Origin of the sequence: Streptococcus hyointestinalis (assembly GCF_011039275.1) — a bacterium.
GTDB classification, from domain to species: Bacteria; Bacillota; Bacilli; order Lactobacillales; family Streptococcaceae; genus Streptococcus; species Streptococcus hyointestinalis_A.
Window position 1 is genome coordinate 255,576 of the sequence record NZ_JAAKGB010000001.1, and the last position, 26,888, is coordinate 282,463.

Genomic DNA, 26,888 nt, shown 5'->3' on the forward strand with positions numbered 1-26,888 from the left:
TTGTGATTATTCGATAATAAGCAGTCCTTCTTTGACGGCAAATGGATTGTCCTTGTTGATGTGGTCGTAGAACATGATACCGTTGGTGTGGTCGATTTCGTGTTGGACAACGATAGAGTTGTAGCCACGCAGTTTAATGCGTTTTTTCTCGCCGTTTTTGTCCACATACTCGACAGTGACACGAGAGTGGCGCACGACATAGCCTGGCACTTCACGGTCAACAGAGAGGCAACCTTCACCCTCAGCAAGCGCTGCGTCTTGGACAGAGTGAGCGACGACTTTGGGGTTGTACATGACTTCAGCTAGGCTGTAGGCGTCTTTAGGTGGATTGCCATCAGCATCCTCTGGATTTGGGACAAGGACAGCAATGATACGTTTTGAGATGTCAAGCTGCGGTGCAGCAAGACCCACACCTCCACGCAGTCCCATCTTTTCAGCGATGACAGGGTCTTGTGAGTTTTTCAAGAACTGCATCATTTTCTCACCAAGGATGATGTCTTGGTCAGAAAGGGGAAAGGTCACATCCTCTGCGACAGCACGAAGAGTTGGATTGCCCTCACGGATGATGTCAGACATGTTGATTAAATGGCTAGGTTTAGTGAGTTTGTCTATTGTAGGCATAGGGTCTCCTTTTATGTTTTCTTTGTTTTTGTGTCCACTTTTTTCTTTTCCTCTATCATATCATAAGGTCACAAGAAAGTCATCTAGTCTGTTATCTGTAGCTTTTTGAGGGCTTTCTTGTCCTTGATAGAGTAGTAGGGCTTGTCTTTTTCGAGGATACCATCCTTGGTCAGTTGCTGTAGGACACGGCTGACATGGCGGTAGCTAACACCAAAGGACTCGGCAAGGCGTGTGCGCTCTGGGCGAAAGCGGTCGCCCTCAGCGTGCTTTAGGATGTGAGTGGCTAGGCGCTCTTTTAGGGTGTAGGTGATGTTGGTGGTACTGCGGATATTTTGCTGATAGAGAGCTTGTGCCAGCTCTTTTCCGATATTGAGTAGAAAGCTAGCGTCGTTTAGGAGGTCATCCTCGAGGTGGGCTAGGGGCAGTTTTGCAATGGTGACTTTTGTCAGCGTGACGACCGAGGAGACATTTTTTTGCTGGGTGAGCAGCTCAATCTCCCCAATAAGAGCTGGTGCAGTCTTGGTATCAAGGATGTGCTCACGTCCATTGTAGAGCCTGCGTACGACCTTGATTTGCCCCTCAAGGATGTAGCAGAGGGCACCAAGTTTGTCGCCTTGGTGGCAAATGACCTCGCCAGCCTCAAGCTCATAGAGTCTGAGGTGTTTTTGGTATCTCTCTGGAAAAATCGCTGCCAAGTCAGCTCTGTAGTCTGTCATTTACTCTGTTACTTGCTCCTTACTTTGTTAAATGGGACCAATGTCCTATTTTTATCATCTGATATTGATTATACTCTAATTATGCTAAAAAACAAGTAGGAAGGTCTCTATGAAGAAACATTTAGAAAAGCTCAGTATTTTGTCTCTGTCTTTGATGTTGGTGTCGACATTTTCACCATCGTCAGCTCTGCCACAGATGATTGCTTTTTTTAAGACGCAGGGTATCGCAGCTAGTCGTGTGGAGTTTTTATTTTCCCTCTCGTCCTTTGCGGTTCTTGCCATGCTTCTTGTGACGTCTTGGTTGAGTCGCTTTATGTCAGAAAAGGCGATGATTATCACAGGGCTTCTCTTGGTGGCTTTTGGTGGGAGCTTGCCCGTGCTTGTGCAGGACTACGCCCTAGTCTATCTGTCACGGATTATCCTTGGCTTGGGACTTGGCTTTATCAATGCACGTGCCATTAGTATCATTAGTGAAAATTACCGTGGCGCTGAGCGCATGCAGATGTTAGGTATCAGAGGTTCTGTAGAGATTTTGGGAAATGCAGTGCTGACAGCTATCGTGGGACTCGTCCTTGGCTTTGGATGGTCAACTGCCTTTGCCATCTATCTCTTTGCTCTGCCTATCCTCATCTTTTACCTTTTGTGCTCACCTGCGAGTCAAGCAAAAGAAACTCCCAAAGTCACGCAAAAGTCTAAGGTGCGCTTTACCAAAAGAGAGCTGTCTATCATCATCGCTCTGGCTTTACTGGCAGGCTTTGCTATCAATATCAATAGCGCAAACACCCTACGTATCCCTATCCTTATCACCAGTCTAGGCTTGGGAAGCGCTAGTCAGGCGAGCTTTATCCTCAGTATCATGATGTTGATGGGGATTGTCGCTGGTCTCTTTTTTGGAGGGCTACTAAAGCGCTTTGGCGTTTACCTCATCGTGCTCTCATTGCTTTTCCTAGCTTGCGGTTTAACACTCATCTCTCTAGCGCAAAATCTACTGGTCATGTCGCTAGGGGCTATGATTTCAGGCTTTTTATACAGCATTATCGTCACGACCACTTTTAGTCTAGCGTCAGAAGTGGTGGAGGAGTCAAAGATTGCTAGCGCAACGACCTTGATTTTGGTCTTTTGCCTACTGGGCGGAGCAAGTGCTTCTTATGTCTTGGAGCTCTTTGCTACTATCAGCCCATCCTACCCTGCTCAGCTGGTCTATGCCATGATGAGCCTGCTACTTGCCATGGTCGTCTTTATCGGACAAGCTCTCCTTACCTACCGCAGACGTGCTACTGGAAAATAAAAACAGCAAGGATATTTCCTTGCTGTTTTTGTGTGTGCTTGAACACAATATAAAAGTAAATACCATTTATTGACATAAAAAAAGAAAACGAGCACTTTCTTTGCTAAAGTATTTTCTTAGAGATATAATATAATTGGGAAATTAGACATTTTTTAAAGATATATTATCTGTACTAGGAATTTGGAGGAATAGGAAAATATGAAAGGCAAAAAAGTTGGCAACAACTTTGGTGAGACATCTCACAAGTCTCGTGTTAAGATGCACAAGTCCGGTAAGCGCTGGGTGAGTGTCCTCATGTCACAGCTTGGCTTGCTACGTCTCACTAAAGGAGCTAAAATAAACGACGTGACTATTAGTCAAGTTGAAGAAACACTTGATGATGTTTCGGTCTCACGTCATATCTTAAAAGGAGCAGCAGCCCTTGGAGCTATTGCAGCAAGTGGTGTTGCTAGTCAGACGGCTCTGGCTGAGGAGACACCAGCTATTGAGACTGAAACCTCAACAGATACGCTAGTGGGGACTGATGTTGTTGCTATGTCATCAAGTAGCACAACTGCAGACGACACAGCAGCTCAGCCAGTGACAGTCACAGAAGCAACAACGACAACAACTGCTGTTGATGAAGCTTCATTGTCACTATCAACTTCTGAGTCATTGAGCGTATCAAACTCTTTGTCTGAGTCTCAATCACTCAGCGAGTCAGTATCTGGGTCTATCTCCGAATCCGTCAGTGAGTCAGTGTCTGAATCTGCTTCAGAATCAGAGTCTGTAAGTAGCTCAGAATCGCAAAGCCAGTCTGAGTCAACCTCAGAGTCAGTAAGCGCTTCAGAATCACAAAGTACATCTGAAACATCAGAAACAAGCACAAGCAGTGAGATGACCACTACAGTAGCAACAGGTAGTTTGCGTGTTGCTAAAGACGCTCTAACAAAGGCAATCACTTCAAGCGAGTCTGTTGATTTGTCACAAATGACAACAGAAGAGCGTCAAGCTTACGAAGAAAAAGTAGCTGAAGCTAAGACAGTGCTTAGCACAGCAGAAGATTTGCTTGCGTCAGCCTCTGCTACACAAATGCAAATTGACTCTCTAACACAAAGAGCAAATGCACTTGCCAAAAGTTTACAAGCTACTAGTGCTACAGAAAGCAGCACAACTGTCAGAATACGCCGTGCGACAACGACAAGTACCGATGTTTCTTCATGGGATGAGTTGACAGCAGCACTGCAAGACAGCACTATCACAGAAATCAATCTAAAAAATGATATCACTGCGACGACAGTATCAACTGCTGTCAGTCCAACAACCACTACAGGATATAACTACGATGGTCATACCGTGACTATTAACGGTAATGGCTATACCATTACTTTTGGTAATAACGCCATTAAGAGTACGTCAAGTGTTGACTTAACGTTCAACAATGTCAATTTGTCAACGACAAATGCTAACGGTACTGTATTGACCAAGAGCAGTGGTAGTCTGACCTTCAAAGATACAACGTCAACAGGTGTTCTGTTTAACGGTAGTTCATCAACAGGTGTTGCTATCACTCTTGATGGTACTGTATCAAGTAGTCTAACAACAACTGGAACAGCTATCATCACTGAAGCTGGCTCTGTAACGACAACTACAGCTAGTGCGGTTACACTCTCTCGTACAACAGATGGTGATGGTATCACCTTGAAAGCTGATGGCAGCTTGACAGTCGGTACCTTGAGTAATCTTACAATCACATTAAAAGATGGTACGGCTACAAACCTCGTTGCAACTGAAAAAACAGCAAATGCTGAAAATAATAATACAGCTATCCGTATTGTAAATGGTGGCGGTGGTTCTATCACTGTTGGTGACTCTTCAACACTGAACCTTAATGTCGGTCATGGTCGAGGTGTCCTAATGGGACAAACCTACACAAGTACCGCTGTTGATGCTAATCAAGAAAGCCTTAAAAAAAATAACGCTACGACCTTTACAGTAGGGGACAATGCAACCTTTAACTTCTACGGTCGTGACGGTGTTTACATGGGTAACAACTCATCATTTGTTGCTAGCGCAAACAGTAAGGTTAATTTCCAAAACTACGGAAATGGTATTGCCTTTGACATGGGTAACTCCAGTCTCTTCCAGGTGCTTTCAAATGCGGTTGTCAACTTGCAGTCAGACGGTAAGAGCAGTAGTGGTAGCTACGCTTATGGTAACTACGTTGGTTTGAACGAAAATGGTCAAATCCGTGTTGAGAAAAACGGTACCCTCATCGTCAAAATGCAAAACCGTGGCGCTAACTACTACAATGATACGGTTGCTATTAATAGTACAGGTTCAAGCAGTCAAGCGATTTTCTACGTTGGTGAAAATGCGACACTTGATATCCAAGATGACAATACAGACTACTATGCCGAGTTGATTTCTGTACCATTGGGTAGTGGTACAACCCACAAGTATGTCTTTGATAATGTCCGCTATGTCAACTTGCAGCGCTACAATCCTATCACAGGACATAAAAATGCTGAAGGGAAATCACAAGGAAATCTGATTTACTTTGGTGCTAACGGTACTGTAGAAGGAACAGGGAACTATCGTATTTCTAAGTGGGAAAATGAATCTGATACCACTGGTACGCCACTAAATGTCTGGTATGGTGTGCAAAGTTTCACAGTTCCTTATAAGAGCTTTAATCCATCTGGAAAAACAACGTCTATCAGTATCAATGGCGAGAACGATCCAACAAGTATTAGTGGTGATGGTGCCGGTACTGAATCTGGCGTCGCTTTCTCAGACCGTTATTCTGGATTTAACCCAGCTGAGTCACAGCGTTTGACCATTGAATCTCTTGATCGAGAAGGTGAAGAAACAACTGTTGCAACTAAAGTTGTTGACTATAATGTTGTTTATCGCTACAATGCCGACTTAGCGCCAAATACAGCTGTTATTGTCCAACAAGGTAAGGACTCTGTAACACGTACGACAACAACGACGTACTATAAATACCATACCAACCAAGATGGTACGGTAACACAAACCATTGATACCACTAAAGGAACAAATGGCGTTACTACAGAGACAACAACCTTGATTTCTGGTCAAGATCTCATCATCGAGTATGGACCACAAACCGCTACAGTCCGCTATATTGATGTAACAGATGCTAACAATCCAGTACAAATTGGTAGCGATGAGACATTTACAGGAGCTGTTGGGGATAAACTTACAGATAGTTCTGGTGAGACCTACAGTCCTGAAAAAGTAGTTAGTCAATGGCCTAACTATGAAATCACCAATGATGACGGGTACTCAACAGATGGTGGTGTCATCAAACAAGGGACTTATAACTTTGATAATCTGACAAATCCAAATATTATTACCGAAGATGGTGTTACTTATAAGATTAGCCCAGAAGTCGGCACGACAATCACTAGAACAGATAGTCAAGAGTATGACATTGAGGTTGTCAACCATTCATCAGAGTCTATTTCTGAGTCAGAAAGTAGATCTCAATCGCAAAGCGAGAGTGAGAGCCGCTCACAATCATTATCTGAAAGTCAGTCTCAGTCACAAAGTCAATCCCTATCGAACTCTATCTCAGAATCTATCTCTGAGTCAACGAGAGAATCCGTTTCAGAATCTACTTCAGAGTCAACGAGAGAGTCAGTATCAGAATCCGTTTCAGAATCTGTCAGTGAGTCAGTCTCTAACTCTGTCTCAGAATCAATTCGTGAGTCTGTAAGTGAATCTATTTCAGAATCCGTGAGCGAGTCAGTCTCAGAGTCTATCTCAGAATCAGTGAGTGAATCCGTTTCAGAGTCCATCTCCGAATCCGTGAGCGAGTCAGTATCTGAGTCTATTTCCGAGTCTGTGAGTGAATCCGTGTCTGAGTCTATCTCAGAATCCGTCAGCGAATCTGTATCAGAGTCCATCTCAGAATCCGTAAGTGAATCTGTTTCAGAATCAATCTCAGAATCAGTGAGCGAGTCAGTTTCAGAATCTATCTCAGAGTCCGTAAGTGAATCCGTCTCAGAATCTATTTCAGAGTCCTTGAGCGAGTCAGTCTCAGAGTCAATCAGTGAATCTGTGTCTGAGTCTATCTCAGAATCAATCAGCGAATCAGTATCAGAGTCTATCTCAGAATCCGTGAGCGAATCCGTCTCAGAATCTATTTCAGAGTCCTTGAGCGAATCTGTCTCAGAGTCTATCTCCGAGTCAGTGAGCGAATCCGTATCAGAGTCCATCTCAGAGTCCATCTCAGAATCAATCTCCGAGTCAGTGAGCGAGTCAGTTTCAGAATCTATTTCAGAGTCAATCAGTGAATCAGTCTCCAAATCTATCTCTGAGTCAGTAAGCGAATCCGTCTCAGAATCTATTTCAGAGTCAATCAGCGAATCCATCTCCGAGTCCTTGAGCGAATCCGTCTCCGAATCTATCTCCGAGTCAGTGAGTGAATCCGTATCTGAGTCAATTTCAGAATCAGTGAGCGAGTCTGTATCCGAATCTATCTCTGAGTCCTTGAGTGAATCCGTCTCAGAATCTATTTCAGAGTCAATCAGCGAATCCATCTCCGAGTCCTTGAGCGAATCCGTCTCCGAATCCATCTCCGAGTCAGTGAGTGAATCCGTATCTGAGTCAATTTCAGAATCAGTGAGCGAGTCTGTATCCGAATCTATCTCTGAGTCCTTGAGTGAATCCGTCTCAGAGTCCATCTCAGAATCGTTGAGCGAGTCAGTATCTGAGTCCATTTCAGAATCAGTGAGTGAATCTGTATCAGAGTCAATTTCAGAGTCAGTGAGCGAGTCCGTCTCCGAATCTATCTCCGAGTCAATCAGTGAATCTGTTTCAGAATCCATCTCTGAGTCAATTAGCGAATCTGTATCAGAGTCAATCTCCGAGTCAGTTTCTGAATCTATCTCTGAGTCAGTAAGCGAGTCAGTCTCAGAATCCATCTCCGAGTCTGTGAGTGAATCCGTCTCCGAATCTATTTCAGAGTCAATCAGCGAATCTGTATCTGAGTCTATCTCAGAGTCAGTAAGTGAATCTGTATCTGAGTCAATTTCAGAATCAGTGAGTGAGTCAGTATCTGAGTCAATCTCAGAATCCGTCAGCGAATCCGTCTCCGAATCTATCTCTGAGTCAGTGAGCGAATCCGTCTCCGAATCCATCTCTGAGTCAGTATCAGAATCTATTTCTGAGTCAGTGAGCGAGTCAGTATCAGAATCTATCTCAGAGTCCTTGAGCGAGTCAGTATCAGAATCTATCTCTGAGTCAGTGAGCGAATCAGTCTCAGAGTCCATCTCAGAATCAGTAAGCGAATCTGTGTCTGAGTCTATTTCAGAATCAGTGAGCGAATCAGTCTCAGAGTCTATCTCAGAATCAGTGAGCGAATCAGTCTCAGAATCTATCTCTGAGTCCTTGAGTGAATCAGTCTCAGAGTCCATCTCAGAATCCTTGAGCGAGTCTGTTTCAGAATCTATCTCTGAGTCAGTGAGCGAATCAGTCTCCGAATCCATCTCTGAGTCAGTATCAGAATCTATTTCTGAGTCAGTGAGCGAGTCAGTATCAGAATCTATCTCAGAGTCCTTGAGCGAGTCAGTATCAGAATCTATCTCAGAGTCCGTGAGCGAATCAGTCTCAGAGTCCATCTCAGAATCAGTAAGCGAATCTGTGTCTGAGTCTATTTCAGAATCCTTGAGCGAATCAGTCTCAGAGTCTATCTCAGAATCCTTGAGCGAATCAGTCTCAGAATCTATCTCTGAGTCCTTGAGTGAATCCGTATCAGAGTCCATCTCCGAATCCTTGAGCGAGTCAGTTTCTGAATCTATTTCTGAGTCAGTAAGTGAATCAGTCTCAGAATCTATCTCCGAGTCCGTGAGCGAATCTGTGTCTGAGTCAATTTCAGAATCAGTTAGCGAATCCGTATCAGAGTCTATCTCCGAGTCAGTAAGTGAATCAGTCTCAGAATCCATCTCGGAGTCAGTTAGCGAATCTGTGTCTGAGTCAATTTCCGAGTCAGTTAGCGAATCCGTATCAGAGTCAATCTCCGAGTCAGTAAGTGAATCAGTCTCAGAATCCATCTCGGAATCAGTGAGCGAATCCGTATCAGAGTCCATCTCAGAATCCGTGAGTGAATCCGTATCAGAGTCTATCTCAGAGTCCTTGAGCGAATCTGTATCAGAATCTATCTCTGAATCAGTGAGCGAGTCCGTCTCAGAGTCCATCTCAGAATCAGTGAGCGAATCCGTATCAGAGTCCATCTCAGAGTCAGTGAGCGAATCCGTCTCCGAATCTATTTCAGAGTCAATCAGTGAATCTGTTTCAGAATCTATCTCAGAGTCAGTGAGCGAATCTGTTTCAGAATCCATCTCAGAATCCTTGAGCGAATCCGTTTCAGAATCCATCTCAGAGTCCTTGAGCGAATCCGTATCAGAGTCAATTTCAGAATCAGTGAGCGAATCTGTATCAGAATCTATCTCTGAGTCAGTAAGTGAATCCGTCTCAGAATCTATCTCCGAGTCCATCAGCGAATCTGTATCAGAGTCAATCTCAGAATCAGTAAGTGAGTCAGTCTCAGAATCTATCTCTGAGTCAGTTAGCGAATCTGTATCAGAATCCATCTCAGAATCCTTGAGCGAATCCGTTTCAGAATCCATCTCTGAGTCCTTGAGCGAATCCGTATCAGAGTCAATTTCAGAATCAGTCAGCGAATCTGTATCAGAATCTATCTCTGAGTCAGTAAGTGAATCCGTCTCAGAATCTATCTCCGAGTCCATCAGCGAATCTGTATCAGAGTCAATCTCAGAATCAGTAAGTGAGTCAGTCTCAGAATCTATCTCTGAGTCAGTTAGCGAATCTGTTTCAGAATCTATCTCTGAGTCATTGAGTGAGTCAGTTTCAGAATCTATCTCCGAATCATTAAGCGAATCCGTCTCAGAATCTATCTCTGAGTCCGTAAGCGAATCTGTATCGGAATCAATTTCAGAATCCGTAAGTGAATCAGTTTCTGAGTCTATCTCCGAATCCGTCAGCGAGTCAGTGTCTGAGTCTATCTCCGAGTCCGTGAGTGAATCTGTCTCTGAGTCAATCAGCGAGTCCTTGAGCGAGTCTGTATCAGAGTCAATTTCAGAATCAGTGAGCGAGTCGGTCTCAGAATCTATCTCTGAGTCCTTGAGTGAGTCAGTCTCCGAATCTATCTCTGAGTCAGTGAGCGAATCTGTATCAGAGTCTATCTCAGAATCCGTTAGCGAATCTGTTTCTGAATCCATCTCAGAATCAGTGAGCGAGTCAGTCTCCGAATCTATTTCTGAGTCAATCAGCGAGTCAGTATCAGAGTCAGTCTCCGAGTCTATCTCTGAGTCAATCAGCGAATCAGTGTCTGAATCTATCTCAGAATCAGTGAGCGAATCTGTGTCTGAGTCCATCTCCGAGTCCGTAAGCGAATCCGTCTCAGAATCCATCTCCGAGTCAGTGAGCGAGTCAGTATCAGAGTCAATCTCAGAATCAGTGAGCGAATCTGTATCAGAGTCCATCTCAGAATCAGTAAGTGAATCAGTCTCCGAATCTATTTCTGAGTCAATCAACGAATCTGTGTCTGAGTCCATCTCAGAATCAATCAGTGAATCTGTATCAGAATCTATTTCTGAGTCCTTGAGCGAGTCCGTCTCAGAGTCTATCTCAGAATCAATCAGTGAATCTGTGTCTGAATCTATCTCAGAATCAGTAAGTGAATCCGTCTCAGAGTCCATCTCAGAATCAGTAAGTGAATCTGTATCAGAGTCTATTTCAGAGTCAATCAGTGAGTCTGTATCAGAATCTATCTCAGAATCATTAAGCGAATCCGTCTCAGAATCTATCTCCGAGTCCTTGAGCGAGTCCGTCTCAGAATCTATTTCAGAGTCAATCAGCGAATCTGTCTCAGAGTCTATCTCAGAATCCTTGAGCGAGTCCGTCTCAGAGTCAATTTCAGAATCAGTGAGCGAATCTGTTTCCGAGTCAATCAGCGAGTCCGTCTCCGAATCTATTTCAGAGTCAATCAGTGAATTCGTGTCTGAATCCATCTCAGAGTCCGTGAGTGAATCCGTCTCAGAGTCCATCTCAGAATCCTTGAGCGAGTCAGTATCAGAATCTATTTCAGAGTCCTTGAGCGAGTCCGTCTCAGAGTCCATCTCAGAATCGGTCAGCGAATCCGTCTCAGAGTCTATCTCTGAGTCCGTAAGCGAATCCGTCTCCGAATCTATCTCTGAGTCCGTAAGCGAGTCCGTCTCCGAATCTATTTCAGAGTCCATCTCTGAGTCAGTGAGCGAATCCGTCTCAGAGTCCATTTCTGAGTCCATCAGCGAATCTGTATCCGAATCCATCTCCGAGTCAGTGAGCGAATCAGTATCAGAGTCAATTTCAGAGTCCGTGAGTGAATCTGTATCTGAGTCCATTTCAGAATCCTTGAGCGAATCCGTCTCAGAGTCCATCTCAGAATCAGTAAGTGAGTCCGTCTCAGAATCTATCTCTGAGTCCGTAAGCGAGTCAGTCTCCGAATCTATTTCAGAGTCCATCAGCGAATCTGTATCCGAATCCATCTCCGAGTCAGTGAGTGAATCTGTATCAGAGTCCATTTCAGAATCAGTGAGTGAATCCGTATCAGAGTCTATCTCAGAATCCGTAAGCGAATCCGTCTCAGAATCTATCTCAGAGTCAGTAAGTGAATCCGTCTCAGAATCAATCTCAGAATCAGTGAGCGAGTCAGTCTCTGAGTCAATCTCCGAGTCAGTAAGTGAATCCGTCTCAGAATCCATCTCTGAGTCCTTGAGCGAATTCGTATCAGAGTCTATCTCAGAATCCGTAAGCGAGTCTGTATCAGAGTCTATCTCAGAGTCAGTAAGTGAGTCTGTTTCAGAATCAATCTCCGAGTCCTTGAGCGAATCCGTTTCTGAATCCATCTCCGAGTCAATTTCAGAATCAGTGAGCGAGTCAGTCTCTGAGTCAATCAGCGAATCCGTCTCAGAATCCATTTCAGAATCCGTAAGCGAGTCAGTATCAGAGTCTATCTCAGAATCAGTGAGTGAATCAGTATCAGAGTCTATCTCCGAGTCCTTGAGCGAATCCGTCTCTGAATCCATCTCTGAGTCCTTGAGCGAGTCTGTATCAGAGTCTATCTCAGAATCCGTAAGTGAATCAGTATCAGAGTCTATCTCTGAGTCCTTGAGTGAGTCAGTATCTGAGTCAATTTCAGAATCAGTGAGTGAATCTGTTTCCGAATCTATCTCCGAGTCCTTGAGCGAATCCGTCTCAGAGTCTATCTCAGAATCCATCTCCGAGTCCTTGAGCGAGTCAGTATCTGAGTCAATCTCAAAATCCTTGAGCGAGTCAGTTTCCGAATCTATCTCTGAGTCAATCAGTGAATCCGTCTCAGAATCTATTTCAGAATCAGTAAGTGAATCTGTATCAGAGTCCATCTCAGAATCAGTTAGCGAGTCTGTTTCTGAATCTATTTCAGAGTCAGTGAGCGAGTCAGTCTCCGAATCCATCTCCGAGTCCGTAAGCGAATCTGTATCAGAATCCATCTCTGAGTCCTTGAGCGAGTCAGTCTCAGAATCTATCTCTGAGTCCGTAAGCGAATCTGTCTCCGAATCTATTTCAGAGTCCGTAAGCGAATCAGTCTCAGAGTCCATCTCAGAATCAGTGAGCGAATCCGTCTCAGAATCTATCTCTGAGTCCGTGAGCGAATCAGTCTCAGAGTCTATCTCTGAGTCAGTGAGCGAGTCTGTATCAGAATCTATTTCTGAGTCCGTGAGCGAATCAGTTTCCGAATCTATCTCTGAGTCCGTGAGCGAATCTGTATCAGAATCTATCTCTGAGTCCGTGAGTGAATCCGTATCAGAGTCAATCTCCGAGTCCGTAAGCGAATCTGTGTCTGAATCCATCTCAGAATCAGTAAGCGAATCTGTATCAGAGTCAATCTCAGAATCAGTGAGCGAGTCGGTATCAGAGTCCATCTCAGAATCAGTGAGTGAATCCGTGTCTGAGTCAATCTCCGGGTCAGTAAGTGAATCCGTCTCCGAATCTATCTCAGAATCAATCAGCGAATCTGTGTCTGAGTCTATTTCCGAGTCCGTGAGCGAGTCTGTTTCTGAATCTATTTCAGAGTCAGTGAGCGAATCCGTTTCTGAGTCCATCTCAGAATCCGTAAGTGAATCTGTTTCAGAATCTATCTCTGAATCAACAAGTAACTCTAACAGTGAGTTTATCTGGTCAATGGGTGATCCAGAAGTTCATTCATTATCAGAGTTCCCACTTGAGTCTTACAGCGAGTCCTTGAGCACTTCAGAGTCAGAGTCTATTTCACAATCCGAATCTGTCTCAATGTCTGAGTCTATCTCAACATCTATCTCTGTTTCCGTTTCAGAGTCAGTAAGTGCCTCAGAATCAGTCTCAGCATCTGAATCAGAGTCTATCTCAACATCCATCTCTGCTTCCTTATCAGAGTCTATCTCTGAGTCCGTAAGTGAATCTGTTTCAGAATCTATCTCTGAATCAACAAGTGAATCTTCTCACCAGTCTACATCAGAAAACCACAGCACAAGCGAAGCACCACGTCAAATGCCAGTGAACTTTGCGCAAAAACCAGCACATGCTAAATTGCCAAGCACAGGTGACGAAACTTCTAGTGCAGCTCTCCTAGGAAGTGGCGCTCTATTTGGAGCCTTCCTCCTTGGTAAGAAGAAAAAGAAAAAAGCAGATGATGAAGCTTAATCGCTCTACTCATCTTGAGTAACCAAAAACACCTCCCTTAGGGAGGTGTTTTTGGTTAGCGCCAGATAAGTTCCGAAGTAAAGGGACGTTCTTGCTTAGCTGAAGAGATGGCTTGTCTAAAGGCGCATTTTCCCAGCTCATAAGCGTGGTGATCAATGGTTGGAAAGTCTAAAATCTGGCTGATACTTTGATTTTCCTGACCGATGATAAGAGGAGCTTCTTTATCTTGATAGCACTTTATCAGATAAGCCGCCACCTCATCACTGGTGGCTAAAATCGCCTGTGGTTTTGCCTTTTCGAGGCTTTCTCTAAGCCCCTCGCTGACCTCATGAGGGCTATCCACATGCCCCATGCTAAGCACTGGCTTCTCCTCATAGACCTGCTCAAACGCCGACAAGGTCATCTGATAGGTAGCAGAAGCCTTGCTATTTCTGGAAAATAGCAGAGCTATGCGCTTGAGTCCCATCTCTTTTAAGCGGGTAAAAAGCGCCACATAAGCGCTAGAGCGCTGGCTGTAGGTAGAAGATAGCGGACTAGTGCTGTCCACAGGTTCCAAAAGGACAATAGGTGCATAGTCGGCATAAGGCTCAATTTTAGAAATCGAAAGAGCCCGTGAGCTAAAGATAAGCCCGTCGATAGCTCGCCCAGCCAACATCTCAAGATAAGCCTTTTCTTTCTGGTCATCATAATCATCAGACGGAAGCAGGAGAAGCTGATAGCTGCTCTCCTTTGCTGCGTCCATCATCCCCTCTAGCATCTTGGTAAAGTAAGGGTGGCGAGTATGTGGCACGACCACACCGATACGGTGGGTCTGTCCAAAGCTCAAGTCCCGAGCCATCTGACTGGGTCTGTAGTCTAGCTTCCTAATCGCCTGTAAAATCACCTCTCTGGTCTCTTCTGCCACATGCGGGTGGTTGTTAAGCACACGAGAGATAGTCGCTGCGGAAAATCCTGTATAATCCGCCAAATCCCTGATACTGGTCATAAGCTCTCCTTTTGTAAAAACTGTTTGATACCATAGCTGACACCGTCTTGGTCATTTGATTGTGTGATGTAGTGGGCATAGTCCTTGATAGCTTTCATAGCATTGTCCATAGCGATAGCATAGCCTACCTGCTCAAACATAGGAAGGTCATTGTGCCCATCGCCAAAGGCAGCGGTGTCTCGTTTTTTGAGCTGTTCCTCTCGCATAATGCGACCAATCCCCTGTGATTTCTTCGCTAAATGATGTGTGATTTCCAGATAAGCTTTCCCCGAGCGCTGATAAGTGATGTCGCTTCTATCAAGCTTAGCAAGATAAGATAAAAGCGCCTGCATGATTGTCTCATCAAAGGTGATGAGCATAAGCTTGAAAATAGCTGTTTGCGGAGCTAAAAAACGCTCACGGCTGAGCTTAGTTGGTTGACAGCCTGTCAACTTTTTCTCATAGCGTATGCCTTGGTCTATTGTATCACAATACCAGTGCTTGAGGTCATAATAAGACAAGCTGACCTGCGGAAAGTCTGTCGACAAGCGCAAAAGCAGCTCTTTGACCGTATCCTTTTTGATGGCTTGAGCGTAGAGAGGTTTGATGTGCCCCTTTTCCATCTGATAAATCAAGCCACCGTTAAAAGCGACTTGAGGTCCTGTCAGCTCTAGCGCACAAATAGCCTCAAGCATTTCCATAGGAGCTCTGGCAGAGACCAAAGTCAGAGGAATGTCCGCCTCCCTGATACCCTTAGCGTTGCTCTCAGCCAGTTTTCCCTTGCTGTTTAAAAGAGTGCCGTCCATGTCTGAAAAAATCCGTTTAATCATTGTTTTTTCCTCGTTTCATCTTTTATTGCCTTTATTGTAAAGTCTGAAACGCGTTCCATGTCAAGCCTTTTTTTGAAAAAAATAAATGCTAAAATAGACAGATGTCAAGGGTTTGTTTTTGACGTTGTGTCCAAAAAGTGCTATCCTAGTAAAAACGAAAAAGGAGCTTTTCATGTCAACGATTAAGATACACATCATGCATACTGGTCAGGTGCGAGTAGCACCAGACCTTCCCTTTGGTGGGGAGCACACCAATCTTCTAAAGGCGTCTGGTCTCTTGATGCCAGCTAGCAAAAAGCTGTGGCTACCTGTTTCGGCTTATCTGATTGAGCACCCTAAGGGCTTGATTTTGGTGGATACAGGCTGGAGTCGTGAGATGAGTCCAGATGGTAGCTTTGACAAAAAAGCGCAAATCAAGCACCTCGGCAGTCACATCCTCTACCATGTCAACCAAGGCGTCGTGCCAAAAGGTGAGGCTGTTGTTGAGCAGTTGGCTGCACTTGGCTATGCGCCTGAGGACTTGGATTATGTCTTGATGACGCACTTGGACTGTGACCACGCTTCAGGGCTTCACTCCGTCGCTGCTGCTAAAAACATCCTCGTCTCACGAGATGAGCTGTTATCAGCGCCACATCACAAGCCTCGCTACCAAGAAAAATGGTGGAAAGACATCCCTCTAACTGCCTTTGATTGGACGGAAAATGAAGGTCCTTTTCAGCATTCCTACGACCTTTTTGGCGATGGGTCTATTCAGATGATTCATATCCCAGGGCATGCAGATGGTCTCTTTGCGGTCAAGGTGACAAATGGCGATGGCAACTTTGTCCTTTTGGCGTCAGACGCTGGCTACGCTGAAAAGTCATGGAAAGAGCTGATTTTACCAGGCATTTCGCTAGATAAGGACAAGCAGATGACTTCTCTCAAATGGGTCAAAGCACAAAGCGAGCTAGCAAATTGTATCCAGGTTATTGCCAACCACGACACAGCTATCAAACCACAGGTGATAGAACTCTAGTTTTTGAGTGAATCTTTTTGACAAATCCCAAAAGGTCTGATACAATTGAAATGTCTATAAGACGCACTCTTTCTTGGTTTTAGGAACTGCCAGACCTAGGACTCGGATAGAGCATTAAGATCAAAGGAGACTAACAATGGCAATCTCAAAAGAGAAAAAAAATGAAATCATCGCACAATACGCACGTCACGAAGGTGACACAGGTTCAGTTGAAGTTCAAGTAGCTGTACTTACTTGGGAAATCAACCACCTTAACGACCACATCAAACAACATAAAAAAGACCACGCAACTTACCGTGGATTGATGAAAAAAATCGGTCACCGTCGTAACTTGTTAGCATACCTTCGTCGTAAAGACGTTAACCGCTACCGTGAATTGATTCAATCACTTGGACTTCGTCGTTAATTCAAAAGCGAAGTCAAAAGCTCTAGCCAAACGGCTAGAGCTTTTTTGTGTAACTGCCTTTAGCTGTAACTAAAAGCTCACAAAGTAAATATAGACACTTTGGCCAAAAATGTCTACAAAATAGTTGTGTCATGATATAATAGGTTTATAGGAGGGAGATTTTGATGAAGAAAATATACTGGTCTGTCTTGGTGACTTTTTTGCTGTCCTTGTTTTTCTATATGGGGCAGGTCATCACAGAAGTGTACAATTTAACCTTGCCAGAGGCTAGGGCAACTATAGAAGTGGTTGATTGGGATAAGTCAAAGTCTGCAACTCAAATCTATCAGACCTTGGAGGAGTTTTCAAAAAAACACAAGCTCCCACTTTACAAGGTCACCTTTGGGACGTCTGACGATGGCAGTATGGTCAAGAATGTCTATTATTACCCATCAAACAAGCCTTATCACTACGATGACAGTTTCTTTGAGGACAAGGTTCAGTTTAAAAAGAGTAGCGACCTAACGGTTGAAAATCCCTTGGGCAGTTACTATCTGACAAGTTCCCTTCCTAAGGAGTTGGTGTCCGTCTTTAAGGATTTAGGGCTAGAGGTTACGACGTCGTCGGGCTTTATGGCGTCCGTTTTGGCGCAGTTTTTCGCCAATGATTTGGGCGGGCTCTTGATTTTCCTCGGGCTTATCCTCTTTGTGATTGATGTTTTTGTTTTCATTTCCCAATCCAAAAAACTGGGCATACTTGCCTTACATGGGCACACGGCTTTGCCTTTGGCTGTTCTTCCTTTACGTTTTGAATTGCCCTTGGTCATAGGTGTCGTGGCCATCTTGATTTGGCGTTTTCCGCTGGGGCTGTCTTATTTTTTAGTTTTAGCGGCTATCGTTTGTTTGTGGTTATGTCTGAGTCATATCCTTAGCTTGGCGCTTGCAAGTCATCTCACGACTATCGTGGAGAAGATAAAGGCGAAAAAGCCCTACAAAAAACTCCTCTTTTTCAATGTCATCATCAAGCTACTAGCTATTCTTGTCTGTGCCCTATCGCTCTCTCAGGGCTTATCGGATATCGATAGACTAGGTAAAATGGAAAAAGCTATTGCCGTCTGGCAAAAACTGCCTGATTATCTGGTACTAAATTTTAGTAGCGATACCAGCCTTTTTCCAACAGCTCACAGTAGCCAAAAGGAGATAGAAGCACGAGATGAAAAAGCCAGAAAAGTGGTGTCAGACTTGCTTGCTATCGGTGAAGAGACAGGAGCAGTTCTCGCTGAAAGTCAGTCTGCTGAGCAGACAAGCTTTTCCTACATGGTGGTCAATCATCAGTTTTTAAAGGACGTTGCTGTCTATAGACCAGATGGCAAGGCGATGGGTGATTTAGCTAAGGACAAATTTCAGCTCATCATACCCGAAAATCTAAGAAAGCAGCAGGCAGCTATTGAGAAGACTATGAGAGAAGTTATCGCTTTTCATCAGAATGTCTCAGCAGATGAAAATGAAGCCTATGCTGGTGAACTAGACGTGACCTTCTTACGTTCAGGGCAAAAAGTTTTTAACTTTAATACCAGTGACTTTACGCAGACAGAAGTGGATAATCCTGTCATTTTAGTGGCAAATCCAGCTTTGTTTGGCGACAAGGTCGACGCCTTAGTTGGCGAGATGTCGCAAGGGCGCTATCTTTTCCAAAAGAAGGAGCCTGTCATGAACTATCTTGAGACGCATCAGTTGACAGAGGATTTTGCAAGGCTGACGTCTGGGCGTGAGCTAGGTCTGTCAAAACTAAGACAGGTGCGTTCGCAGTTTTATCTGAGACTTGTCGGCGTGGTCATGAGTATCCTTGTCTTTGTGGTTATCAATTATTTTTTAATCATGACTTATCTGGAAAGTCAAAAGAAAAAGCTGGTCATCTGGTATCTATTTGGGAAGTCGTATCTCACACGTCACAAACCTTTCTTGATAGCCATGTTTTGCTTGCCACTGCTACCACTTGTGGTCGTGCTGGCGCTAGGTTTAGTGAACTTGCCGATAGTAGTGGGCATTTTAGTGATGGATGTTGTGATGTATAGTAGCTTGTTGCTGTTATTTGAAAAGCGTGAGCGTTTGGCAATGTTAAAACAAGGAGAGTGAGTATGGCGCAAATAGAGGTTAAGCATATTTCAAAAGCTTATAAGGATAAGGTGATTTTTAAGGATTTTTCGCTCAGTATTCATAAAGGTGAGATGGTTGCCATTATCGGTGAGAGTGGGCGAGGTAAGACCACGCTTCTCAACTGCCTAGGACAGCTCGATGATGTCGATACCGGTGAGATTGTGATTGAGGGCGAGCGTGTCACCAAAAGAAATCGCAAGAAGTATTTTCGAGAGGTGTTTGGGTTTTTATTTCAAAATTTTGCCCTAGTTGACAATGAAACGGTTTATCAAAATCTGAGCTTTATCTCTAAGGATAAAGAGCGTATCACAGAATATCTAGACATGTTTGGCTTAGGTGAGGATTCTCTTTATAAAAAAGTGTATCAGCTGAGTGGCGGTGAGCAGCAGCGTGTCTCGCTCATCAGGGTGCTACTCAAAGAACCCAAGATTCTCTTTGCAGATGAGCCAACGGCTTCGCTGGATGAGAAAAACAGCCTTTTTGTGATGGACACATTAAAAGAACTGCGTGATGATGGCGTGACGATTATTGTAGTGACGCACGATAAGGCGCTTCTACCTCATTTTGACCGTGTGATTGACTTAGGTGGGGATTAGTTCGTTGCTAAATAGCAATTGTTTACTTGGGGATTTAAAGATATGGGAGAGAACATTTGTCTTTCTTCCCTTTTTATTGAAAGCCCTTTCTTGCTTTGGTATAATAATGATGAAAGAGGTGGAAAATATGGAAAAGGATTTGTATACTCCTGTAGTAGAAAAGCTCAATGAACTCAATATTGGATTTGAAATAGTGGAACACGAACCAGCATTGACCACAGAACAAGCAGATAGTTTTATTGAAGGTATTGAAGGTGTACGTACGAAAACAATGTTTTTAACGAACAAAAAGAAGACACAATACTACCTACTCGTAATGGATGATAAAAAAAGGCTAGACATGGAAAAGTTTAAAGAGCTAACGAACGCTAATCGAATCCGTATGGCTTCAAGTGATAGTCTTTATGATAAAATGCTTTTACCACCTGGCGTTGTGTCGCCATTTGGATTATTAAATAACAAAGATAAAGATATTTTAGTTTATATTGATAACGAAATTACTACCGAACAAAGAATGAGCTTTCACCCTAATACAAATGAAAAAACAATTTTTATAAAGACAACTGATTTAATGCTATTTATTGAATCCATTGGTTATCAAGTAAATATAATTGACTTATAAAAAGGACCTGAGAAGGTCTTTTTACTATTTTTGGATGTTGCAATTTATTGCTGATAGTGGTTTGGTATATATTTAGCGTATTTTCTCATTATAATCAAGAACAAGCCACAGTGTAAGCTAGTGGTTACGATTGTCCCCACAAAAGATAATTGGTTTCAATAGCTGAAATTTGCTGTCAAATATGATAAAATAAGCGTGATACATTGTTTTATGCAAAGTTGAGGAAATAGCACTTCTTTTCTTGAGCTTTGTAGAAAACATGGTATCAAACGCAAAAATTTTAATCTTTGGAGAATCTTATGACAAAACAAGTCTTTGAAACGACCTTTTTTGGACGACCTTTGAGCGTAGAAATTGGACAAGTGGCAAAACAAGCTAACGGTGCAGCGCTTATCCGCTACGGTGAGACAACGGTCTTATCAGCTGCTGTCATGTCTAAAAAAATGGCAAGTGGCGACTTTTTCCCACTGCAAGTCAACTATGAGGAAAAAATGTATGCAGCAGGTAAGTTCCCAGGAGGCTTTAACAAGCGTGAGGGACGTCCTTCGCTAGATGCGACCTTGACGGCGAGACTGATTGACCGCCCGATTCGTCCTATGTTTGCGGAAGGTTTTCGCAATGAAGTGCAAATCATCAATACCGTTCTCTCCTATGACGAGGACGCTTCAGCACCGATGGCAGCTATGTTTGGCTCATCGCTTGCCCTAGCCATTTCTGATATTCCTTTTGACGGACCTATCGCAGGGGTGCAGGTGGGCTACCTAGATGGTGAGCTTATCATCAACCCAAGTCAAGCGCAAAAAGAAAGCTCTCTTTTAGAGCTGACAGTTGCTGGTAGCCGTGACGCTATCAACATGGTCGAGTCAGGTGCCAAGGAATTATCTGAAGAGGTCATGCTAGAAGCGCTCCTTAAAGGGCATGAAGCGGTGCGTGACTTGATTGCCTTCCAAGATGAGATTGTAAAAGCTGTCGGCAAGGAAAAGGCAGAAGTTGAGCTCTTGCAGGTAGACGCTGACCTCCAAGCCGAAATCATCCAAAACTACAACAGCCAACTGCAAGCAGCCGTGCAGGTCGAGGAAAAGAAAGCCCGTGAAGCGGCAACCGAAGCTATCAAGGAAGAAGTCATCGCAGCTTATGAGGAAAAACACGCTGAGCACGAAGAGTTTGAGCGTATCATGCGTGACGTGGCAGAGATTCTCGAGCAGATGGAGCACGCTGAGGTGCGCCGTCTCATCACCGAGGACAAAATCCGCCCTGACGGACGTCGTGTGGACGAGATTCGTCCTTTGGAAGCAGAGATTGATTTCTTGCCAAAAGTGCACGGCTCTGGGCTCTTTACCCGTGGGCAAACGCAGGCTCTCTCTGTTCTGACTTTAGCGCCTATGGGTGAGACGCAGATTGTAGACGGGCTTGACCCAGAATACAAAAAGCGTTTTCTTCACCACTATAATTTCCCACAGTACTCTGTCGGAGAGACAGGACGCTACGGTGCGCCAGGGCGTCGTGAGTTGGGGCATGGTGCGCTGGGTGAACGTGCGCTTGCACAAGTCTTGCCAAGTTTAGAAGAGTTCCCTTATGCCATTCGTTTGGTGGCTGAGGTCTTGGAGTCTAATGGTTCGTCTTCACAAGCCTCTATCTGTGCAGGAACCTTAGCTTTGATGGCTGGTGGTGTGCCAATCAAAGCGCCGGTTGCTGGGATTGCTATGGGGTTGATTTCAGATGGTAGCAACTACACCATTTTGACCGATATTCAAGGGCTTGAGGACCACTTTGGTGACATGGACTTTAAGGTTGCTGGGACTCGTGCGGGCATTACAGCGCTTCAGATGGACATCAAGATTAAAGGGATTACCCCACAAATCTTACAAGAAGCGCTTGCGCAAGCCAAGAAAGCACGCTTTGAGATTTTGGACTTGATTGAGGCAACCATCCCAGAACCACGTAAAGAGTTGGCACCGACAGCGCCTAAGATTGACACCATCAAGATTGACGTGGATAAGATTAAGGTCGTTATCGGAAAAGGTGGCGAGACCATTGACAAGATTATCGACGAGACAGGTGTCAAGATTGACATCGATGAAGAGGGTAATGTCTCTATCTACTCAAGCGACCAAGACGCTATTAACCGAGCTAAGGAAATCATCGCAAGCCTCGTGCGTGAAGCCAAGGTCGGTGAGGTTTATCACAATGCCAAGGTCGTGCGTATCGAGAAATTCGGAGCCTTTGTCAATCTCTTTGACAAGACCGACGCTTTGGTGCACATCTCTGAGATTGCTTGGACACGTACCGAAAAAGTCTCTGACGTCCTAGAGGTCGGCGAAGAGGTCGATGTCAAGGTCATCAAGATTGACGACAAAGGACGTATTGATGCGTCTATGAAGGCGTTACTACCAAGACCAAAACCAGCTAAACCTGCTAAAGGAGAGGACAACCATGAGTAAATTTACAGAGTTTGATTTTCGCTTACGTGCCTTTTTAAAAGAGCCTGACCATTTTCTAAATGGTATCGCTCTTGTGGATGCTTTTCATACTATGTCAATCCTAGCGCCAAAAGAGCCTTATGCGATTGAAGTTGATGGGCAAAAGGTTGTGCCTGTCTTTACAACAGCAGCGGACTTAGAGGCTTTTAAAGCCGTTCAAGAAAGCAGTCACAAGCAAAAATGGGTTGAGCGTATTGCTTTTGATGTCATGGAAGAGGAAATCTCCCAGTCGCTTGACGGGCTGGCTTTCAACCTCAAACCCGAAGAAAACAGCGATAACAGTGTCGTCTTTACCAATAGCGAGCTAGTGCCTTACATCAACCAGTTGACAAGTGTTGTCAACACTCTTATGACTGAGGAAAATACAGACGCTGACATCATGGACAAGGTCTACTTGGTGCCTGTCTTTGTCTTTCCTAAGGGGGATGAGCAGTTTGAGCGTCTTTTCCCGACAATGGCAACGCCAGAAGGCAAGAGCTATGTGCCTGCCTTTACAACGCTTGACAGCTTTGCCAAGTGGTATAATAACCCAGAGTTTGGTGTTCCTTTTAGGGAAAATCAAGGTGTCGTTGTCACATGGACCATCAACGACATTTACCGTCCACGTAACGGCGAAGAGGATTTAGAAGAAACCTTTGGCGTAGCCATCAATCCTTTTGATGAACAGCAGATTTTAGTGGATTGGTCCGATATTGAAAGTGAATGAGGTAGTTTATGGGCTGGTGGAGAGAAACCATACAAGTTGTAAAAGAAAATGACCCTGCGGCAAGGAGCTCGCTTGAGGTGCTTTTGACCTATCCTGGTGTCAAGGCTCTGGCTGCGCACCGCCTATCGCACTTTCTTTGGAGACATGGTTTCAAACTCTTAGCTCGTATGCACAGCCAGTTTTGGCGCTTCTGGACACAGATTGAGATTCACCCAGGAGCACAAATAGAACAAGGTGTCTTTATTGACCACGGCTCAGGGCTTGTGATAGGTGAGACGGCTGTCGTTGAGAGCGGAGCCATGCTCTATCACGGTGTGACCTTGGGAGGTACTGGCAAGGACGTTGGTAAACGCCACCCAACTGTTCGCCGTGGTGCTCTCATCTCGGCGCATGCTCAGGTGATTGGACCTGTCGAGATTGGAGAAAACGCCAAGGTGGGGGCAGCCGCAGTCGTTGTCTCAGACGTGCCAAGTGATGTGACGGTCGTTGGCATTCCTGCTAAGGTCGTGCGTGTGCATGGCAAAAAGGATAAGGACGCCATTCACCAAATAGAAGAAGAGCGTGAGTCCAAATACTACACCTCAAAGCTAGACCAACTCCGCCATGAAAGTCTCCACTCCTCAAACCTCTAAAAGGTGAGATAGCAAAGGAATGAAAAGATGATAAAAATTTACGATACAATGACGAGAAACTTGCGAGACTTTGTCCCGCTTGAAGAAGGAAAAGTCAAGATGTATGTCTGCGGTCCGACGGTCTACAACTACATCCACGTGGGCAATGCCAGAAGTGTTGTGGCTTTTGATACTATTCGTCGCTACTTTGAGTACAAGGGCTATGACGTGACTTACGTGTCCAACTTTACCGATGTGGATGACAAGATTATTAGAGGTGCGCTTGACGCTGGCATGACCACCAAGGCTTTTTCGGACAAGTTTATCGCTGCCTTTATGGAGGATGTCAAGGCGCTTGGTGTCAAGCCTGCTAGTAAAAACCCTCGTGTCATCGATTATATGAGTGACATCATGGACTTCATTGAGGTCTTGATTGACAAGGGCTACGCCTACGCTTCAGAGGGTGATGTGTATTTTCGTGTGGAAAAAGCGCCCAACTACGGCAAATTAGCCAATAAAACCCTAGAAGAGCTCGAGGTAGGGGCTTCAGGTCGTGTTGATGAGGAAACCAGTCGCAAGGAAAATCCGCTGGACTTTGCCCTCTGGAAGAAAGCCAAGGCAGGAGAAGTGTCTTGGGAAAGCCCTTGGGGCTTGGGGCGTCCTGGTTGGCACATCGAGTGCTCTGTCATGGCGACAGAGATTTTAGGTGACACCATTGACATTCACGGTGGTGGGTCTGACCTTGAGTTCCCTCATCACACCAATGAAATCGCTCAATCTGAAGCCAAAACTGGCAAGACCTTTGCCAACTACTGGATGCACAATGGCTTTGTCAATGTGGACGATGAAAAAATGTCCAAGTCGCTAGGGAATTTCGTGACTGTGCATGATCTGCTAGAGAGCGTGGACGGGCAGATTTTACGCTTCTTCCTCTCAACGCAGCACTACAGAAAGCCGATTAACTTCACCGAAAAAGCACTCCATGACGCTAAAGCCAACCTTAAGTATCTCAAAAATACTTATTTGCTCCCTGTCAAGGAAGATATGGATACGACAGACTTAGCGCAGTTTGTGGCAGACTTTGAGGCAGCTATGGATGATGATTTCAATACTGCAAACGGTATCACCGTCATCTTTGAGCTTGCCAAGTGGATTAACTCTGGGCACTATAGCGAAGAGGTCAAAGAGACTTTTGCACAACTGCTGTCTATTTTTGGTATCGTCTTTGAAGAAGAGGTGCTTGATTCTGACATTGAAGCTTTGATTGAAAAGCGTCAGCTGGCACGCCAAAACCGTGATTTTGCCACAGCAGATAAAATTCGAGACGAGCTGGCTGAAAAAGGCATTAAACTCCTTGATACCAAGGACGGTGTGAGGTGGACACGTGACTAATTTGGATGTCAATCTTATCAATGGTATTGCTCTCGCCTTTGAGGGGGATGCGGTTTATGCCATGTATATCCGCCGTCATCTCATCTTTCAAGGTATGACAAAGCCGCAAAAGCTCCACCAAAAAGCGACACGCTACGTTTCAGCAAAAGCCCAAGCCATGCTGATTAGTCGCATGATAGAGGACAATCTCCTCAGTGATAAAGAGCTTGAGATTTACAAGCGTGGAAGAAACGCTCACAGCCACACCAAGGCTAAAAATGCTGATGTCGTGACCTACCGCATGTCAACAGGCTTTGAAGCGCTGCTGGGCTATCTCCACATGACTGAAAATATAGAGCGCCTTGAGGAGCTGATTGCTTGGTGCATTGAAACTGTCGAAAGAAAAGAGAACTAATGCGTATGGAAACAAATGATATCGTCTACGGACTGCACGCTGTAACAGAAAGCCTGCAAGCCAATACCGGCAATAAACTCTACATCCAAGAAGACCTCCGTGGCAAAAATGTTGACAAAATCAAGCTCCTTGCCAAGGAGAAAAAGGTCTCTATCTCTTGGACACCTAAAAAAACGCTGTCTGACATGTGTGATGGCGGTGTCCACCAAGGTTTTGTCCTCAAGGTGGCAGCCTTTAGCTATACAGAGCTTGATTTTCTCCTCAAAAAAGCAGAGCAAGAGGACAATCCCCTCATTCTCATCCTAGATGGGCTGACCGATCCGCACAATCTCGGCTCTATTTTGCGAACGGCAGATGCGACCAATGTCTGCGGGGTCATTATTCCTAAGCACCGCTCTGTGGGGATCACTCCTGTTGTGGCAAAGACCGCAACAGGTGCGCTTGAGCATGTGCCTATTTGTCGTGTGACCAATCTCAGCCAGACCCTAGATAAGCTAAAAGCGGCTGGCTTTTGGATTTTTGGAACGGACATGAACGGCACCCCTTCTCACAAGTGGAACACCCAAGGCAAGCTAGCGCTTATCATTGGTAACGAAGGTAAGGGTATCTCTAAAAATATTAAAAAGCAAGTGGATGAGATGATTACTATCCCGATGAATGGGCATGTGCAGAGCTTAAACGCCAGTGTCGCTGCCGCCCTTCTCATGTATGAAGTGTTTCGCAATCGCCTATGAGAAAGAAGAATATCCTACTTGTTGACGGCTACAACATGATTGCCTTTTGGGAGTCTACCCGTCAACTCTTTAAGACCAATCGCTTGGACGAAGCACGTGAAGTGCTTCTTAGAAAGCTCAATCACTATGCGCATTTTGAGCATATAGAGATTATCTGTGTTTTTGACGCCCAGCATGTGCCGGGGCATCGCCAGCAATACGATAGCTACCAGATTAGTGTCGTCTTTACCAAGGAAGATGAGACCGCTGACAGCTATATTGAGCGCTTAGCGGCTGAGCTCAATCAGTCCGCACGCTATCTAGTCTCTGTCGCTACTAGCGACCTCAATGAGCAGTGGACCGTGTTTTCCCAAGGCGCTCTGCGAGTGTCTGCTCGTGAGCTTGAGCAGCGAGTGGAGACGGTCAAGTCTGACCTTGATAAGATGTCAGCCCACATTGACCTCACCACACCACGCCTAGGCTCGCTTGATGACACCCAACTCAACCAACTAAAGCAACTGCTAGATGATATGGAGTAAGAGAAAACCCCGCAAGGACATAATCCTTGCGGGGCTTTTTGTTGACTTGCCTGCCGAAACCAAGAGAAGACACCTCATCTTCCTGTTTTGTAGATGTAATGCCATAACCGAGGTCGTTTATTTTTGAAA

Annotated in this window: 19 protein-coding genes and 2 pseudogenes; 16 read left to right on the forward strand and 5 right to left on the reverse strand. The window is 44.8% G+C overall.

Features of this window, described 5'->3' with window-relative positions; translation table 11 throughout:
• Positions 1 to 6 precede the first annotated feature (6 nt).
• Entirely contained in the window at positions 7 to 621 is a 615-nt protein-coding gene (gene def, locus G5B60_RS01440; RefSeq protein WP_164682249.1) for a peptide deformylase, read from the reverse strand.
• 83 nt (positions 622 to 704) lie between these two features.
• The gene (locus G5B60_RS01445; protein ID WP_164682250.1) at positions 705 to 1,337 is read right to left on the reverse strand and encodes a Crp/Fnr family transcriptional regulator; all 633 of its coding nucleotides are present in this window, start codon (positions 1,335 to 1,337) and stop codon (positions 705 to 707) included.
• Between the two features lie 109 nt (positions 1,338 to 1,446).
• Here G5B60_RS01445 and G5B60_RS01450 point away from each other — a divergent pair, with 109 nt between their 5' ends.
• Both G5B60_RS01450 and G5B60_RS11715 read left to right on the forward strand, forming a co-directional pair.
• Positions 1,447 to 2,625, forward strand: coding sequence for an MFS transporter (locus G5B60_RS01450; RefSeq protein WP_164682251.1), 1,179 nt, complete (start codon positions 1,447 to 1,449; stop codon positions 2,623 to 2,625).
• A gap of 198 nt (positions 2,626 to 2,823) precedes the next feature.
• Positions 2,824 to 3,060: pseudogene (locus tag G5B60_RS11715) on the forward strand (accessory Sec-dependent serine-rich glycoprotein adhesin); the annotation flags it as partial.
• Between the two features lie 248 nt (positions 3,061 to 3,308).
• On the opposite strand, the gene G5B60_RS01460 reads toward G5B60_RS11715, so the two are convergent.
• On the reverse strand, positions 3,309 to 3,566 hold the full coding sequence (locus G5B60_RS01460; protein ID WP_164682252.1) for a hypothetical protein: 258 nt from the start codon (positions 3,564 to 3,566) through the stop codon (positions 3,309 to 3,311).
• Positions 3,567 to 3,696: 130 nt separating this feature from the next.
• On the opposite strand from G5B60_RS01460, the pseudogene G5B60_RS01470 reads away from it, so the two are divergent.
• Positions 3,697 to 12,012: pseudogene (locus G5B60_RS01470) on the forward strand (DUF445 family protein); the annotation flags it as partial.
• Positions 12,013 to 12,753: 741 nt separating this feature from the next.
• Complete coding sequence (locus tag G5B60_RS11270) at positions 12,754 to 13,356, forward strand: LPXTG cell wall anchor domain-containing protein (protein WP_241154544.1); 603 nt, start codon at positions 12,754 to 12,756, stop codon at positions 13,354 to 13,356.
• A gap of 55 nt (positions 13,357 to 13,411) precedes the next feature.
• Here the strand turns inward: G5B60_RS11270 and G5B60_RS01475 are convergent, their stop codons facing one another.
• Together G5B60_RS01475 and G5B60_RS01480 are read right to left on the reverse strand one after the other, a co-directional pair.
• On the reverse strand, positions 13,412 to 14,341 hold the full coding sequence (locus tag G5B60_RS01475) for a LacI family DNA-binding transcriptional regulator (RefSeq protein WP_164682254.1): 930 nt from the start codon (positions 14,339 to 14,341) through the stop codon (positions 13,412 to 13,414).
• Complete coding sequence (locus G5B60_RS01480; RefSeq protein ID WP_164682255.1) at positions 14,338 to 15,150, reverse strand: HAD family hydrolase; 813 nt, start codon at positions 15,148 to 15,150, stop codon at positions 14,338 to 14,340. Before G5B60_RS01480 ends, G5B60_RS01475 begins: the two co-directional genes overlap by 4 nt.
• Before the next feature lie 172 nt (positions 15,151 to 15,322).
• Between G5B60_RS01480 and G5B60_RS01485 the strand changes: the two genes are divergently transcribed.
• The 12 genes from G5B60_RS01485 to G5B60_RS01540 all read left to right on the forward strand — a co-directional run bounded on the left by G5B60_RS01485 (position 15,323) and on the right by G5B60_RS01540 (position 26,759).
• A complete protein-coding gene (locus G5B60_RS01485; protein ID WP_164682256.1) occupies positions 15,323 to 16,165 on the forward strand; it encodes an N-acyl homoserine lactonase family protein in 843 nt (280 codons plus the stop codon).
• Between the two features lie 136 nt (positions 16,166 to 16,301).
• Positions 16,302 to 16,571, forward strand: coding sequence for a 30S ribosomal protein S15 (gene rpsO / locus G5B60_RS01490; protein ID WP_115268123.1), 270 nt, complete (start codon positions 16,302 to 16,304; stop codon positions 16,569 to 16,571).
• 164 nt (positions 16,572 to 16,735) lie between these two features.
• Entirely contained in the window at positions 16,736 to 18,685 is a 1,950-nt protein-coding gene (locus G5B60_RS01495) for a hypothetical protein (RefSeq protein ID WP_164684078.1), read from the forward strand.
• 2 nt (positions 18,686 to 18,687) lie between these two features.
• A complete protein-coding gene (locus G5B60_RS01500) occupies positions 18,688 to 19,302 on the forward strand; it encodes an ABC transporter ATP-binding protein (protein WP_164682257.1) in 615 nt (204 codons plus the stop codon).
• 127 nt (positions 19,303 to 19,429) lie between these two features.
• Positions 19,430 to 19,924, forward strand: a complete 495-nt coding sequence (locus G5B60_RS01505) for a prolyl-tRNA synthetase associated domain-containing protein (protein ID WP_115268126.1) — start codon at positions 19,430 to 19,432, stop codon at positions 19,922 to 19,924.
• Between the two features lie 299 nt (positions 19,925 to 20,223).
• On the forward strand, positions 20,224 to 22,365 hold the full coding sequence (pnp, locus tag G5B60_RS01510) for a polyribonucleotide nucleotidyltransferase (RefSeq protein WP_164682258.1): 2,142 nt from the start codon (positions 20,224 to 20,226) through the stop codon (positions 22,363 to 22,365).
• Positions 22,358 to 23,110: an SseB family protein gene (locus G5B60_RS01515; protein ID WP_164682259.1), complete on the forward strand. Its 753-nt coding sequence runs from the start codon at positions 22,358 to 22,360 to the stop codon at positions 23,108 to 23,110. Before pnp ends, G5B60_RS01515 begins: the two co-directional genes overlap by 8 nt.
• A gap of 8 nt (positions 23,111 to 23,118) precedes the next feature.
• The gene (gene cysE, locus G5B60_RS01520; protein ID WP_164682260.1) at positions 23,119 to 23,742 is read left to right on the forward strand and encodes a serine O-acetyltransferase; all 624 of its coding nucleotides are present in this window, start codon (positions 23,119 to 23,121) and stop codon (positions 23,740 to 23,742) included.
• A 27-nt stretch (positions 23,743 to 23,769) separates the two neighbouring features.
• Positions 23,770 to 25,113: a cysteine--tRNA ligase gene (gene cysS / locus G5B60_RS01525; protein WP_164682261.1), complete on the forward strand. Its 1,344-nt coding sequence runs from the start codon at positions 23,770 to 23,772 to the stop codon at positions 25,111 to 25,113.
• Positions 25,106 to 25,507, forward strand: coding sequence for a Mini-ribonuclease 3 (locus tag G5B60_RS01530; protein ID WP_164682262.1), 402 nt, complete (start codon positions 25,106 to 25,108; stop codon positions 25,505 to 25,507). Before cysS ends, G5B60_RS01530 begins: the two co-directional genes overlap by 8 nt.
• 5 nt (positions 25,508 to 25,512) lie before the next feature.
• Positions 25,513 to 26,241: a 23S rRNA (guanosine(2251)-2'-O)-methyltransferase RlmB gene (rlmB, locus tag G5B60_RS01535; RefSeq protein WP_164682263.1), complete on the forward strand. Its 729-nt coding sequence runs from the start codon at positions 25,513 to 25,515 to the stop codon at positions 26,239 to 26,241.
• The gene (locus G5B60_RS01540; protein ID WP_164682264.1) at positions 26,238 to 26,759 is read left to right on the forward strand and encodes an NYN domain-containing protein; all 522 of its coding nucleotides are present in this window, start codon (positions 26,238 to 26,240) and stop codon (positions 26,757 to 26,759) included. The genes rlmB and G5B60_RS01540 overlap by 4 nt, the downstream gene beginning before the upstream one ends.
• Positions 26,760 to 26,888: the final 129 nt, after the last annotated feature.

Coding starts and splice junctions, on each gene's coding strand:
- def (WP_164682249.1), bottom strand. CDS start 621: ATGCCTACAATAGACAAACTCACTAAACCTAGCCATTTAATCAACATG.
- G5B60_RS01445 (WP_164682250.1), bottom strand. CDS start 1,337: ATGACAGACTACAGAGCTGACTTGGCAGCGATTTTTCCAGAGAGATAC.
- G5B60_RS01450 (WP_164682251.1), top strand. CDS start 1,447: ATGAAGAAACATTTAGAAAAGCTCAGTATTTTGTCTCTGTCTTTGATG.
- G5B60_RS01475 (WP_164682254.1), bottom strand. CDS start 14,341: ATGACCAGTATCAGGGATTTGGCGGATTATACAGGATTTTCCGCAGCG.
- G5B60_RS01480 (WP_164682255.1), bottom strand. CDS start 15,150: ATGATTAAACGGATTTTTTCAGACATGGACGGCACTCTTTTAAACAGC.
- G5B60_RS01485 (WP_164682256.1), top strand. CDS start 15,323: ATGTCAACGATTAAGATACACATCATGCATACTGGTCAGGTGCGAGTA.
- rpsO (WP_115268123.1), top strand. CDS start 16,302: ATGGCAATCTCAAAAGAGAAAAAAAATGAAATCATCGCACAATACGCA.
- G5B60_RS01495 (WP_164684078.1), top strand. CDS start 16,736: ATGAAGAAAATATACTGGTCTGTCTTGGTGACTTTTTTGCTGTCCTTG.
- G5B60_RS01500 (WP_164682257.1), top strand. CDS start 18,688: ATGGCGCAAATAGAGGTTAAGCATATTTCAAAAGCTTATAAGGATAAG.
- G5B60_RS01505 (WP_115268126.1), top strand. CDS start 19,430: ATGGAAAAGGATTTGTATACTCCTGTAGTAGAAAAGCTCAATGAACTC.
- pnp (WP_164682258.1), top strand. CDS start 20,224: ATGACAAAACAAGTCTTTGAAACGACCTTTTTTGGACGACCTTTGAGC.
- G5B60_RS01515 (WP_164682259.1), top strand. CDS start 22,358: ATGAGTAAATTTACAGAGTTTGATTTTCGCTTACGTGCCTTTTTAAAA.
- cysE (WP_164682260.1), top strand. CDS start 23,119: ATGGGCTGGTGGAGAGAAACCATACAAGTTGTAAAAGAAAATGACCCT.
- cysS (WP_164682261.1), top strand. CDS start 23,770: ATGATAAAAATTTACGATACAATGACGAGAAACTTGCGAGACTTTGTC.
- rlmB (WP_164682263.1), top strand. CDS start 25,513: ATGGAAACAAATGATATCGTCTACGGACTGCACGCTGTAACAGAAAGC.
- G5B60_RS01540 (WP_164682264.1), top strand. CDS start 26,238: ATGAGAAAGAAGAATATCCTACTTGTTGACGGCTACAACATGATTGCC.